At 37.2% G+C, this 13,805-nt stretch carries 11 protein-coding genes; 4 read left to right on the forward strand and 7 right to left on the reverse strand.

Going from position 1 to position 13,805, the window contains the following annotated elements; genetic code table 11:
- Positions 1-46 precede the first annotated feature (46 nt).
- On the reverse strand, positions 47-2,131 hold the full coding sequence (locus MKX96_RS17155; protein ID WP_340885710.1) for a beta-propeller domain-containing protein: 2,085 nt from the start codon (positions 2,129-2,131) through the stop codon (positions 47-49).
- Between the two features lie 177 nt (positions 2,132-2,308).
- On the opposite strand from MKX96_RS17155, the gene MKX96_RS17160 reads away from it, so the two are divergent.
- Entirely contained in the window at positions 2,309-3,622 is a 1,314-nt protein-coding gene (locus MKX96_RS17160; protein ID WP_340885713.1) for a short-chain fatty acid transporter, read from the forward strand.
- 474 nt (positions 3,623-4,096) lie between these two features.
- Positions 4,097-4,600 (forward strand): GNAT family N-acetyltransferase, encoded by a 504-nt coding sequence (locus tag MKX96_RS17165; RefSeq protein ID WP_340885716.1) that lies wholly within the window; start codon positions 4,097-4,099, stop codon positions 4,598-4,600.
- A 375-nt stretch (positions 4,601-4,975) separates the two neighbouring features.
- Here the strand turns inward: MKX96_RS17165 and MKX96_RS17170 are convergent, their stop codons facing one another.
- From MKX96_RS17170 to MKX96_RS17185, 4 genes are all read right to left on the reverse strand, one after another.
- Entirely contained in the window at positions 4,976-5,752 is a 777-nt protein-coding gene (locus MKX96_RS17170; RefSeq protein ID WP_340885719.1) for a DUF7683 domain-containing protein, read from the reverse strand.
- A 184-nt stretch (positions 5,753-5,936) separates the two neighbouring features.
- Positions 5,937-7,130: an acyl-CoA dehydrogenase family protein gene (locus tag MKX96_RS17175; protein WP_340885722.1), complete on the reverse strand. Its 1,194-nt coding sequence runs from the start codon at positions 7,128-7,130 to the stop codon at positions 5,937-5,939.
- On the reverse strand, positions 7,127-8,290 hold the full coding sequence (locus tag MKX96_RS17180; protein WP_340885725.1) for a saccharopine dehydrogenase family protein: 1,164 nt from the start codon (positions 8,288-8,290) through the stop codon (positions 7,127-7,129). Before MKX96_RS17180 ends, MKX96_RS17175 begins: the two co-directional genes overlap by 4 nt.
- Before the next feature lie 13 nt (positions 8,291-8,303).
- The gene (locus MKX96_RS17185) at positions 8,304-9,779 is read right to left on the reverse strand and encodes an aldehyde dehydrogenase family protein (protein WP_340885727.1); all 1,476 of its coding nucleotides are present in this window, start codon (positions 9,777-9,779) and stop codon (positions 8,304-8,306) included.
- A gap of 276 nt (positions 9,780-10,055) precedes the next feature.
- On the opposite strand from MKX96_RS17185, the gene MKX96_RS17190 reads away from it, so the two are divergent.
- Both MKX96_RS17190 and MKX96_RS17195 read left to right on the forward strand, forming a co-directional pair.
- Positions 10,056-10,853 carry a TIGR00266 family protein gene (locus MKX96_RS17190; protein WP_340885729.1) on the forward strand — a complete coding sequence of 266 codons (798 nt, stop codon included), beginning with the start codon at positions 10,056-10,058 and terminating at the stop codon, positions 10,851-10,853.
- Positions 10,854-11,126: 273 nt separating this feature from the next.
- Positions 11,127-11,327 carry a C4-dicarboxylate ABC transporter gene (locus tag MKX96_RS17195; protein ID WP_169359023.1) on the forward strand — a complete coding sequence of 67 codons (201 nt, stop codon included), beginning with the start codon at positions 11,127-11,129 and terminating at the stop codon, positions 11,325-11,327.
- A gap of 150 nt (positions 11,328-11,477) precedes the next feature.
- On the opposite strand, the gene MKX96_RS17200 is transcribed toward MKX96_RS17195, so the two are convergent.
- Positions 11,478-12,632: a hypothetical protein gene (locus tag MKX96_RS17200; protein WP_340885732.1), complete on the reverse strand. Its 1,155-nt coding sequence runs from the start codon at positions 12,630-12,632 to the stop codon at positions 11,478-11,480.
- Positions 12,625-13,140, reverse strand: coding sequence for a sigma-70 family RNA polymerase sigma factor (locus tag MKX96_RS17205; RefSeq protein WP_340885735.1), 516 nt, complete (start codon positions 13,138-13,140; stop codon positions 12,625-12,627). Before MKX96_RS17205 ends, MKX96_RS17200 begins: the two co-directional genes overlap by 8 nt.
- Positions 13,141-13,805: the final 665 nt, after the last annotated feature.

Here is a 13,805-nt window from a genome sequence, read left to right on the forward strand (position 1 = left end):
TCAATGCTTACAGTGATATCCATAACTACGTTCATATTTATTGAATTTAATAAGAAAGGACGCCCGTTTCCTTAAATGTATCCATATGATAGCTTTTCATTTCCTTCATCCCAATTGTATAGATAGAGTTATCCGAGTAAATCAATCTGTGGATCATCGTTCCCCATTCCTCATATTGCTGTGCTTGGTTTACCTTGTTAAGTAAATCCGCCTTTAAAACAATTCCTTTCTCCGGTGTTATTTCGTAGATGATTGCCCCATCCTGTTTATAGCTGCTATATTCCTGGCCTTCCTTTTTTTCATAAATAATAACGGGAAAGCCAAAAAGATTTTTTTCGCTATGTTCGAATAAGGCATGATGGTCATATACAATAGGGGAGTATGTTCCCTGCCCACCAATTACCTCTGTATCCACTTCCTTAGGATTGCCAAAATCGCTCACATCGAATAAAGAAATCTTAATCCCTTCCGTCTGTATGATAGGTTCCTTACTACCGACAGGTACAACGGATGATGTTTCATACCCAAACCCGATTAAATGCGATTCACCTAGCGGATGTAAATAGTTGCTAAACCCTGGGATTTTTAATTCACCAAGCACTTGAGGCTTAGTAGGATTGGCAACATCAATCACAAACAATGGATCTGTCTCTCGAAATGTTACCATGTATGCTTTGTCCCCCATAAACCTTGCCGAATAAATTCTTTCTTCCTTTGCTAACCCTGTAATAGAACCTACCATTTTCATATCTTCATCTAGTATAAATAAATTGTTCTCTGAGGGATTCCTTTCATCCCAAAGGTCCCCTGTGGTAGTAACTGTTCTAAAGTAACCATCATGTTCATCCATAGAAAACTGGTTAAGAATCGTTCCCTGTAACGTAGCTGTTCCTACAAAGTCTACTGTAGTTTCTTTAAGAGAGAATTTATAGACAACTGTGTCAAGCTTACCCGGTCCCCATACCATCTTTCTGCTTGTATTAGCCCCCTCTTCCTTATAAATGGCGGAAGTTAGGTAAAGATTCTCTGTGGACATATATAAATCCTGACTGCCTCCGAGAAAGCTCTTTGTTTTAGCCTCATTCTCTATAGGTTCCGAAATATCAAGCGTGGTAATAACCGTATAATTCCCGTCTAGTGAATTAGGCAATATCGAGATTTGTTTATAATCCAACGGCTGAGCCTCTTTGTTTACCTTTGAATCATACGTAAAGGGTCTCAACTCTATATCTTTATTTTCTTTCATCATCCAATATCTAGGCATAATAGTAGAAACTATATAAAGGACATTTTCTTTTAAACGAACACCGTTCATATAACCCTCTGAGGCTAGTTCTCTAATCAGCTTCGGTGATGTCGGGTCAGAAATATCATATAGGAAAACACTTGTCATGCTTTCCCAGGCAGGCTCTATTCTTGACTCAGTATCTCTAGACTCCAAAGTATGGTAAATGTTCTTTTGCCCAATTACTAGTAGCGTTTCGTCTTTTAATAATAGCTGACTAGGGTAAAATGAATCTGTAAATTGTATTTTACTTTCAAGCTTCATATTAGTCGCATTTTCAATATCATTAATGATTATATTATTTTCACTAATCATAAATACATGAGAACCATTCGTCTGAACAATATCTGCTTCTTCTACTCCTTCTACTTGATTGTTAGTAGTAGAATGATTTGCACTGTCGGACTTTGAGGATTCCTCCATCGCCATTTCATCTGTTGCTTCTGTGACTATATTTTCCCTTGTGCTCATCACTAGCTTAAAATATTCCTCAAGCTCTTTTCGAGACTTTACAGTCGGGATAGACTCATGAACCTGAAAAGTATGTTTCCTTTTACCTACATATAGTGTGTAATCGCCTTCTGATAGACCTGAAATTTCAATGGACTTTCCATTATTCTTTAGCTTATAATCCGGCTTTACTTTATCGCCATAATGGTCGGTTACATACACCTCCTCATTTTTCAGAGCATCGCTATTAATACTCCTTGAAAAATCTGCTTTAAAAACTTGATCGGATAAAATATGACTTTGAGCAGAAACCTCTTGCTGAGAAAAATAAATCCACCATGTGCCTCCTGTTAAACAAATAGCAGCAACGATAAAAATTACAGTCCACTTCTTCATCGTCTTCTTCCTTTCTTTTACATTAATTAATATATTAGACCGTTTTTCTGGTTATTAGTTACAGGTCATGTTTTAGTATTTTTTGTCGAAAAATGTTAATTAAAATATAGAGAATTTTCTCTCTTTCCTATAACATAGATTAATAGGGGATGTAAAAAAACAAAGGGGGAAATAAAATTGAAAGCGTTAACACGATTTTCAAACACTTTAATGGTCAGATTCTTACCTGATCCATACATATTTGTTGCAATACTTACTCTACTTGTATTCTTACTAGGGGTGTTCTTAACAGATTCCACACCATTGGAAATGGCAACCTACTGGGGAGATGGTTTTTGGGGTTTACTATCGTTCACTATGCAAATGGTTGTTGTTCTCTTGGCAGGTCATGTATTAGCAAGCAGCCCGTTTTTTAAAAAAGTATTAAGTTCCTTAGCTGGAATAGCTAAGACACCTGGTTCAGCCATTCTATTAGTTTCTGTTGTTTCTTTAATCGGATGCTGGATTAACTGGGGGTTTGGTTTAGTAATTGGTGCTTTATTTGCAAAGGAAATTGCCAAGCAGGTTAAAAATGTGGATTACCGCCTATTAATTGCTAGTGCTTATTCAGGCTTTATCATATGGCATGGTGGCCTCGCAGGTTCAATACCACTTTCTATTGCAACCGAGGGACATCCATTTGCTGATATCATGGGAGTCGTGCCAACTTCGGAAACATTATTTACACCGTACAATTTAATTATTGTTATTGCACTATTTATTTCCGTACCTCTTTTAAACAGATGGATGATGCCAAGTAAGGAGGATACTTTCTCAATTGACCCGGCATTACTAGAAGAAAAGATTGAGGAAAAATCAACTGAAAAACCTACTCCTGCACAAAGACTGGAAGGAAGCTATATATTGACCGGTTTAATCGGACTACTTGGTCTGGTTTACTTGGTTAACCACTTTGTCACTAAGGGCTTCGACTTAAACTTAAATATTGTTAACTTGATTTTTGTAACGCTTGGCATTATTTGTCATGGAACACCAAGAAACTTTTTAATGGCAGTTAAAAATGCCGCTAGTACTGTAGGAGATATTGTTATCCAATTCCCTTTTTACGCAGGGATCATGGGTATGATGGTTGCTTCCGGTTTAGCTGGAGTTGTTTCTGAGGCATTTATTAGTATATCGAATGAGCACACGTTTTACTTGTTCACGTTTTATGCGGCTGGGATAGTTAACTTCTTTATCCCTTCAGGGGGCGGACAATGGACAGTGCAGGCACCAATTATGCTAGAGGCTGCATCTGCGCTTAACCTTAGCTATGCGAAAACGGCCATGGCTATCGCTTGGGGAGATGCGTGGACAAATATGATCCAACCTTTCTGGGCATTACCAGCCTTGGCAATCGCAGGGTTGAAGGCGAAGGACATCATGGGCTATTGTGTGTTTGTTCTGTTACTAAGTGGTGTCATTATTAGTATCGGTTTGTTCTTTTTCTAAAAAATTTTATTATACATTCCCTGAAATATGTAAGAAGATCGTTCTCATAAACGGAGGGTCTCCTTGATTAGAAAAATGCAATAATATAGATAGCAAATGATGCTGGGACATAAATAGATAATAATTAAAAAAGACGTGAAATCGACAAATTGATTTCATGTCTTTTTATTTTTAGCTATGTTATAGGCTTGGGTTGGTTTTGTTTGTGCAACTTTACACTTAAACTAAAGCACAGTTAAGTTGAACAAGGATGAAAAATATTCTGTATAAAATAATTATTCGATTAATGGCATGGTTTACATGAGATTTCTGGAATGATAAACTTTAGGAACCATTTAATATCGGATTGCAAAGTTTGATGCATCCTTTACTTTGGATTAAATGTAACGGGAGTAGCTGCCAATAATATATACCTATTTTAAAATTTGTTTTTGTCTATAAAATGACGTGCAAAATTATGATAGGAGTGTAATAATGATTGAATTAGACACAGAAAGATTAAGATTAATTCCACTAAGTGCAGAAAATCTAAGATTACTAATTGATAATCCACAGAAAATGGAACTAAGGTTATCTTTAAATGATTCAGATAGATTTCTTAGTCCAGAACTTAAACAAGCTATGGAAATAAGACTTTCAAAGTTGTTAGGTGATGAGGAAAATTATGTATGGTATACCAATTGGTTAATCGTGTCGAAAGAGAAAAACTGTAGTGTTGGAGGAATAATGATAAAAGGTCTTCCTAATGAAAATGGTGAAGTAGTAATAGGTTACTATACTCTCCCTGAATTCCAAGGTAACGGCTATATGACGGAAACCATTAATAATTTGAAAAACTGGTTGTTAAATCAGCCCGATGTTATGTTTGTTATTGCTGATACAGATAAAGATAATATTCCATCACACAGGGTTTTAGAAAAATCAGGGGCGAAAATGTATAAAGAAACAGATGAATTATACTTTTGGAGATTTGTCTGAGACACTGAAAGAGTCATCATTTTATTATGGTGTCTCTTTTTTCTGTATAGGTACAATGTTACTCCAAAGAGTGCAAAACCTTCTTCAACTAACTGGTACTTTAATGAAAGACCGTTGAGCTGCTTAGGTAGCTTTTTTTCTTATTGAATTAATCTGTTTGTTGTTTGAAGTGGAAGCGGCGACTCCTGGGGGAACAAGCGAGCGCAAAAGCACCGCAAGAGCAAAGCGCCGAGGAGATTGAAGTCGTGCCCCCGAAAAGCGTCCGCTGTAACGGAAAACAACTACAGGAATTTAAATAGAAGCCTCAAAAACTTCACCAGATTGTAAAATTTTCGAGGTTTTTTATTTGGAGGAGATTTTTGTCTCAAAATCTTCTTAATATCCGCCCCAAAAACTATACTCATATTTATCAAAATTCATCTTATGCTTTAAGAATGTTTGGAAAAAATCCATTTGTTCTTTTTTTAAATGAAATGAACCAATCACTGGATGTTCTTGGGTCAAATTAAAAATCCTCTGATACTCATTTAGTGGAACATTTTTAAGTTCCTCTTCACCGACAATCACTTTTGATTCATCGTCAATTTCACTCCATTGAAGTTGCCTTGTAGTATCTTCTTCAGAGAAATAATATGGTGACGCACATTGTTCAACAAACAATCCATTGTTGGAGGCAAACTCGATAGCGGAAAGACAATTTACTTTGGACCCAATATACATATAGTAATCCCAACCAAAATGTACAAAGAAATTGTTCTTACTATATAATTGACACCATATAAAATTTCTCAAAACCATTTTGCAAATTAAGCGTATATCATTTTTGTTTACCAGTGCATCTTCTTTAAGAACCATTGTTTCAAATTCTTTTTCGTATAAAGGAGATGTTTTGTCTTCTTCTGAAATAGTGCATTCTAACTGTAAGATTCGCAATGAATCAATGCTGGTTTCCTCTATAAATTTGATTACTGAATCAATATAAGCGGCCTCAACTTGGAGATATTCATTCAAAGTGAATTCATTTCCGTTAATGGTCTTTCCCATTTCAGAAGGACAAGTCCATTCCTCCCTTAACGTATAGTAACCATTTTCATCCCTAAATTCAGGGTTGTACTTTGTGACTCGCCACTGAAAATCTATGTAATTACTCAACCAATCTACCCCTTCATCTAGCTTGTGTATATGATTTTCTTACTTGTATCTTAACGCTAATTTTCATTCATTTTTAAGAGGATTTCAACCTAAAACTTATATACAACAAAAAGACAGACCAGTGAATAGCTAATTGGTCTGCCTTAATAGTATATTGTTGAGGATAACCTAATCCCCTTTTTTGTTATTCTTCAAAAGGCCATTTTGGAAGCATTTTGTTCAATTTTTTATCTTCTCGATATCCGAGGACATATTCCGCTTGCATAACGGTATGGATTTCTCTCGTTCCTTCATAAATGACCGGAGCCTTAGAATTCCTTAGGTAACGTGCTACGGGATATTCATCTGAATAACCATACGCACCGTGGATTTGAACTGCATCATCCGCTGCTTTATTCGCGAAATCGCAAGCTTGCCATTTTGCTAAGGATGTCTCTCTTGTATTACGGACCCCTTTATTCTTCAGTTCACCAACACGATAAACTAGCAGGCGACTCATTTGAAGACCGGCTTCCATCTTAGCGATCATTTGCTGTACAAGCTGGTGCCGTCCAATTTCCTTACCAAAGGTTTCACGCTCTTTTGCATACTTAACACTCGCTTCAAGACAAGCAAGTGAAAGACCTGCTGCTCCAGCAGCTACAGTAAATCTACCATTATCTAAAGCCGACATAGCAATTTTAAACCCTTCGCCTTCTTCTCCTAATAGATTTTCCTTTGGCACTTTCATATTTTCAAAGAAAATTTCACCGGTATTACCCGATTTTATACCATATTTGCCTTTGATCGCTTTAGAGGAAAAGCCTGGCATTGTGCGCTCGACAATGAATGCACTGATCCCGTGGTGTTTTTTTGACTTGTCCGTATAAGCAAAGACTATAAAATGATCCGCTGCATCACATAAAGAAATCCATGTCTTTTGTCCATTTAAAATATAATGATCTCCATCTGAAACGGCAACTGTCGACATCGCTGCCACATCTGAACCTGCACCAGGCTCAGTTAGACCAAACGCACCAATTTTTTCTCCCTTAGCTTGTGGCTCCAGGTATTTTTTCTTTTGCTCCTCAGTACCCCACTGTAGTATGGTCATGGAGTTTAAGCCTGTATGAACGGAGACAGCCGTTCTAAAAGCGGTGTCTCCTCTTTCTAGCTCTTCACAAACAATAGCAAGAGAATTATAGTCCATGCCACTTCCACCATACTGCTCTGGAATACATACTCCCATTAATCCTAAGCTAGCAAGTCTCTCCCAGATAATTGGGTCAAACGAGCCTTTTACCTCCCAATCTGCAATGTGAGGGATAATTTCACTATCGACAAACTGCCTTACTGTTTTTCGTAGAAGCACCTGCTCCTCAGAGAATTCAAAATTCAAACTGTTTCACCTCTTGTTACATATTCTTTTATCTCAACGCCTCTAGCAGACATTTCCTTAATATATAATTCACCTGGCACAATTAGCTCCGGTGTAGAAACGCCTGGTTTTGTAATTACACCATTGCCAATCATTTGTGCAACAACTGAAATGGTATTTGCAGTGGCACGAGCCATAGCAGTTTCGCCAGATAACGGATCCTTTTGAGTTGCCATTTCATACGTGTAGATTGTTTCATTTCCATCTTTTTCACCTTTAACAATAACTCTTAGTAGCACTGCGTCCTCTTTATCTCCTAAGAGAAGAGACGGTGTCAGCACTTCTTTCAATACTTCCCGAACGTTTACAATATTTCCTCCAGCGTTAACCGTTTTACTTTTATCCGTAAGACCTAAATCTACCAACAGCTTAAATTTCTCTGCATGGCCTTTATAGCGAATTGTCTTATATTCTAATGTTTGAACGTTAGGAAATGATTTAGTTAGAGTGGACGTCCCCCCTGCTGTATGGAACGCTTCCAGTTCCTCATATCCTTCAAACTGTATTGGCTCAACCTCTGTTAAAGAGTCTATTTCCTCTAATTGACCATTTCTTATTACATGAGAAGGATCGGTATAGTGATCAAATACTCCTTCTAATGAAAACACGATATTATACTTGAATATCCCTTCTGGTTCTACAGGTATTCCTCCAACATATAGGTGAATATCTGTAACATCATCTAATTTACTAGCACCATAGCCTGCAAGAATATTGATCATCCCGGGAGCGACTCCTAAATCCGGAATAATCGTTACCCCTTTCGCTTGTGCCTTTTCATCTAACGAAAGCACAGCATCTGTAGCACCTCCAATATGACCACCAAGGTCAATAGAGTGGACTCCTACTTCGACTGCGGTTCTAGCCACTTTCTCATTGAATGAGTAAAACAGCGCATTGATCACGACATCAGCCTTTTTCATCACTTCTATTAAGTTGGCATCGTCATTTGCATCTAGCCTTAAAACCTCAATCTTAGAGTTTTGCATTTTTTCCTTAAACATATTGGCCTGCCCAACGTCCAAATCACATAAATATACTTTCTCCACATTTGGACTCAAGATTAAATCTCTTGCTGCTTCCTTCCCCATTAAACCTGCACCTAATACAGCTACCTTCATATCGACTTCCCCCTTATTCTGTGTCTATTTGAGCTCTTTGTAACTTCCCACTGTAATCTATATAAATACTCTTCCACTCTGTATAAACGTCTAGAGCTGCAACTCCAGAATCTCTGTGGCCATTCCCTGTACCCTTTGTTCCTCCAAACGGAAGATGTATTTCAGCACCGGTCGTTCCAGCATTAACATAGACAATCCCCGTATCTAAATCTCGTTGAGCTCTAAATATTTTATTGATATCTCTAGAGAAAATAGAACTGGACAACCCGAATTTCACTCCATTGTTTACTTCAATTGCTTCTTCTAATGATTCAACTTCAATTAATGAAACAACCGGGCCAAAGATTTCTTCTTGAGCAATTCTCATATCCGGTTTCACATCTGTAAAAAGAGTGGGAGCATAGTAATTTCCTTTAGCTAAATCACCATCCTGAAGGATCGTACCACCTACAACAAGGTTAGCCCCCTCCTCTTTTCCAATTTGAATGTAGGAGTGGATTTTCTCTAATGCTGCCTTGTTAATAACTGGACCAACCTTGACTGTTTCGTCCATTCCATCACCAATTGTCAGCTTCTCCATTCTTTCTAAAAGCATTTTCTCCAGTTCCTTCTTCACATCTTTATGCACAATCACTCGACTACATGCGGTGCAGCGCTGTCCAGCTGTACCAAATGCACTCCAAAGAATTCCGTCTACTGCAAGATTTAAATCTGCGTCCTCCATAACGATGACGGCATTTTTTCCGCCCATTTCTAAGGAAATCTTCTTTAAGTGCTTTCCGCCAAGCTCAGCTACCTTACTTCCCGTATCTGTTGAGCCTGTAAACGAAATAACTTTTACATCTTTATGCTCAATCATCGCTGTTCCCACCTCTGATCCTGAACCAAATACGACGTTTGCAACACCACTCGGCAGACCAACCTCTTCAAATATTTTAGCCATTTCATATGCCATCATTGGTGTCTCTGTAGCAGGTTTCCAGATAAATGCATTGCCCGCAACTAAAGCTGGAAACGACTTCCACGTAGCAATAGCCACAGGGAAATTCCATGGTGTAATCAGTCCTACAACACCTATTGGGGCACGAACACTCATGGCAAATTTGTCTGCCAGCTCAGAAGGGGTCGTTTCTCCGAAAAGTCTTCTTCCTTCACCAGCCATATAAAAGGCCATATCAATTCCTTCCTGTACTTCTCCACGACCTTCTTCTATGACCTTCCCCATCTCTTTTGTCAGTACTTGAGCTAGGTGTTCCTTTCTTTCTTTCATCAGTCTGCCAATTTCATATAAGTAGTCCGCTCGTTTTGGAGCCGGAACTAATGCCCATTTCTTTTGTGCCTTCACTGCAGCCTCTACTGCAGCGTCTACATCCTCTTTTGTAGACATTCTCACTTCTGCTAGTTGCTCACCGTTTGCGGGATTTAAAACAGCAGTATAGGAAGCCTCTCCTTCTTGCCACTTTCCATTAATAAAATTAGTTAGTTTCATATCCTTACCTCTCTCTCTTAAAATTGAAAACGTTTACATATATAATAAATTCTATAATTATTAATAAAACCCTTTAAAAATTTAAAAATTAAGAAAAATTTAATAAAATCCTTTTATAAAACTAGCACCACGACATAAGAAATCAAGAAATTACTAGCATAAAAGCCTAATCAGTGCTTCGAGAGTAGTAGATGAAGGTATTGCTCTGTAAAAAAACAGGAACCTTTTATTTTATCATTCGTATAGTTATTTAATTACACCGAGGAGGAAAAAAGAATGAATAATCATGAAATAGATTACAAGTTGTATGGGGACGATATGCAGTTTGTTGAAATTGAACTGGATCCACAGGAAACGGTTGTAGCTGAGGCTGGCAGCTTAATGATGATGGAGGATGGCATTTCTATGGAAACTATCTTTGGAGATGGCTCCGGGGATAGTGGCGGTGGGATTATGGGTAAATTAATGGGCGCAGGAAAACGGTTAATAACAGGTGAGAGTCTGTTTATGACTACTTTCACTAACGTAGGTAGTGGTAAAAAACACGTTTCCTTTGCCTCCCCTTATCCAGGAAAGATTATCCCAATGGATTTAAGCGAGTATAGAGGAAAAATTATTTGCCAAAAGGATGCATTTTTAGCAGCAGCTAAAGGAGTCTCCGTGGGAGTTGAATTCCAACGAAAGTTAGGTACTGGATTCTTTGGCGGTGAAGGATTCATCATGCAAAAGCTCGAAGGGGACGGTCTAGCATTTGTTCATGCTGGCGGAACGATACACCAAAAAGTTTTACGACCTGGGGAAGTATTACGAGTGGACACGGGTTGCCTAGTAGCTATGACTTCAGATGTTGACTATAACATTGAGATGGTTAAAGGAGTTAAAACAGCTCTATTTGGTGGTGAAGGATTATTCTTCGCTACTCTTCGTGGCCCTGGAACAGTGTGGATTCAATCCCTTCCATTTAGCCGTTTAGCGAGTCGAGTGTTTGCTGCTGCTCCCCAAACTCCAGGTGGAGGATCTAAAGGTGAAGGAAGCATAACTGGTGGACTTTTTGACCTTTTAGGCGGGAAATAATAGAAGTCTATCTCTTATGGACTGAAGACAAACTAAAATAAATTTGTCTTCATTTCTTTTTTTTATCCAAAAAACTAGAAAACTCGTCGATTTAATATTAAACTTGCTATACCTTTTACAGGCACGGCTCCATCGCTATACCTATTTAATGTTCTTACTAGAAAGACCCCTAGCATATTGCTCAACAGTCTTAGTATCCCCCTTCATATACTAGTTTATAAGAACAGCTGTGTAATTCGTTCTCATAACACGACATGATAAGGAGGGTATAAAATGGTTAATAACGCAGGATTATGGATAGGGCTTCTTGGTATCGTGCTAGCAATTGTAGGCTTTTTCTTCTACCCAATTTGGCTAGGCTTAGCTGCAATTGTTTTAGGATTCGTAGCATTGTATCACTACAAGCAACTTATTGTAGGATGGCTTTCCATTATTTTAGGTGTAATTGTGCTCATACTTTATTTTTTCTTTTAGGCTAATGTAGATAATCTTTGGAAAAAGGCACCCGACTTGTCAAACCAGGTGCCTTTTTTATATGCAAGAATAATTGGATACTTACATACGTTACCAGTAAGAATGTTACTAAATAGCCCAAAACTAACCTTGTACTTTATAGTTTAAAAATTAATCTGGGTATTGTTCCATCGCTTCAAGAAAATTTGGGTTTTCAAAGATGTTAGGATCAGCATTGGATAGATAGAGATGTAGCTCCTGGTTAGGGGTTTGTGTTGTTGCTTTTATTATGTTATTCGTCTTTTTCGAGTAGATAAAACGATTCTTATCGTCTTCACTAGAAGCAGAAACAAATTTAAATCCTTCATAGTCATTAAATAATTGATCAAAGTAGTCTTTATCAACTTTTGTGAGTACTACTGATAGTAGTTTATCTTCGTAAAAAGAAAAGCACGCTTGCTTATCATAATTTAAAACGAAGTCGGAGCCATCTCCATCCACTTGACCGATTAGATAATTATTACCAAAGCGTTCAAGTACTTTTGATGATGAGTCACCCAATGTTACTCCATTAAGGTAAAGGTGCCCCTGCTCCTCTGAAAACGTCGGGTTGACTAAATCACTATGGAAGCTAGATGGAGAATGCTGTTGATTATCAAGTTTCTGTTGCGTCTTATATAGATATTCCGCGTTTACAAAGAAATTCGAATCGTATTCAGACAAAGATAATTGAAGATTTCCATCAGTAGAGTCTGTGAAGGCTTTTAATACTTGATTAGTTTCATTCGAGTAGAAATAATGACCATCATAGTCTGTATAGATGGAAGTGAAAAATTTGAATCCATCGTAGTTTTTAAATAATTCGTTGAAATAATTATCATCTACATTCATGAAAACTACTGAATTCAATTTATCATCATCGAAGTAGAATCTGGACTGACCGCCATAGTCCATGATGAGGTCGGCTTCACTATCATCCTCTTGTACGATTGTGTAATTTTCTCCTAAGTCTTCTATAACTTGATCCTGTGAGTCACCTAACGTTACCCCCTGTAGATAAAGGATTCCTCGTTCCTCTATGAATGAAGGCTTTGTTAAATCAAAACGTTGCTCTGATGTAGCCTGTAGTTTGTTTGATGGTAGTTCATTTTCAATGTTAAAGAAAAAAAGTATTATACTCACTAGTAAAACAAAAGAAACCGCAACAAATCGCCATTGATGTTTTGGTCGTTTGGAGTTGTTTTCAATCTCATTTACTACATTTTGCATCACCCGTTGTTTACTGTCGGTTAAGTCTTGGATTTTATTTGGGATATATTTATTCATTTAATAGCGCCTCCCATTCTATTCCTTTCAGTTTATTTTTTAATAGCTCTCTCCCTCGACTTATTCGAGTTTTTACGGTACTTTCAGGAATAGATAAAAAACGGGCAATTTCTGAAATGGTCATTTCATTAAAATAAAAATAGAGGAGAACCTCTCGCTGTCTTAATGGCAGTTCAAGTATTGCGTCTCCAATAATAGATTTTTCATCTTTTTTTACAAATTCATCCACACTATGTTTCCCGGCTGTTGGGAAAAGCGTATTCTGTAAAAGAACTTTTCTATAGGCCCAGCTTTTTAAATAATCTTTGCTTTTGTTAACAGTCATTTGCATTAAATAAGCCTTAAGCTCCCCACGCTCTTCATAATTATTCTGATGGTAAAACTTTATAAATACTTCCTGCACAATATCCTCTGCCATCTGAATATCCTTCACATAACCATAAGCTAAGCGTATTAATGGCTCCGTATATTGAAACATTAATTCTTTTAAGTCATGAACAGTTAACAAAATCACAAACTCCTTTCCCTAAATAGTAAACGATTCTCAACCCCTTAAAGTTTGGATTTTTCTTAAAATATTTTAAATAGCCGAAGAGGACTCGTTGTTCTTTGTAAGCTTATATATTTTAAATAGGGTAAAATGCTTTAATGTTAGTCTCCGTAATGCCCATGTATCATATAAGACAAAATATAGCTTATCCTATGTGAAAAAAAAATAGGATTTAATCGGTGAATATTAGTAGAAAAAATAATCAGCAACAAATTGGGATGTGAAGTCACTTAGCTTTGGAGGCTGATATCCTAAAATCAACACATAATATTCAGAAATATGTTGACATTCAGAAATAAACAATGATATCCTCTAGTAGTTAGATATTTAAATTAGAAATGGAGGTACGGAAAATGACTACATTTAAAACTTCAAAACATAATCGTATAGTGATTTCGTGCCCACCCGCTAATTATTTTTTTGTAAGTAATTAATACTGACGGCATGTTATGCCGTTCTTTTTCTATGAGCACACGCTTATGTAAAGAAGCGTGTGCTCTTTTGTGTGCATTTTTAAAAACTTTGGTGTTTTCACGCATTGCGTGTTGCATATATAAACAAAATAATAAGAAAAGGAGTGCTGGTGATGATGATTATGGTACAGCGAAGAAAGTTATTAAAAA

It is taken from the genome of Psychrobacillus sp. FSL W7-1493 (genome assembly GCF_038004905.1).
Lineage (GTDB): Bacteria > Bacillota > Bacilli > Bacillales_A > Planococcaceae > Psychrobacillus.

Bases quoted from the DNA above. Each gene is read 5' to 3' on its own strand.
- MKX96_RS17185 (WP_340885727.1), bottom strand. From the start codon at position 9,779: ATGAAACTAACTAATTTTATTAATGGAAAGTGGCAAGAAGGAGAGGCT.
- MKX96_RS17165 (WP_340885716.1), top strand. From the start codon at position 4,097: ATGATTGAATTAGACACAGAAAGATTAAGATTAATTCCACTAAGTGCA.
- MKX96_RS17200 (WP_340885732.1), bottom strand. From the start codon at position 12,632: ATGAATAAATATATCCCAAATAAAATCCAAGACTTAACCGACAGTAAA.
- MKX96_RS17155 (WP_340885710.1), bottom strand. From the start codon at position 2,131: ATGAAGAAGTGGACTGTAATTTTTATCGTTGCTGCTATTTGTTTAACA.
- MKX96_RS17190 (WP_340885729.1), top strand. From the start codon at position 10,056: ATGAATAATCATGAAATAGATTACAAGTTGTATGGGGACGATATGCAG.
- MKX96_RS17195 (WP_169359023.1), top strand. From the start codon at position 11,127: ATGGTTAATAACGCAGGATTATGGATAGGGCTTCTTGGTATCGTGCTA.
- MKX96_RS17180 (WP_340885725.1), bottom strand. From the start codon at position 8,290: ATGAAGGTAGCTGTATTAGGTGCAGGTTTAATGGGGAAGGAAGCAGCA.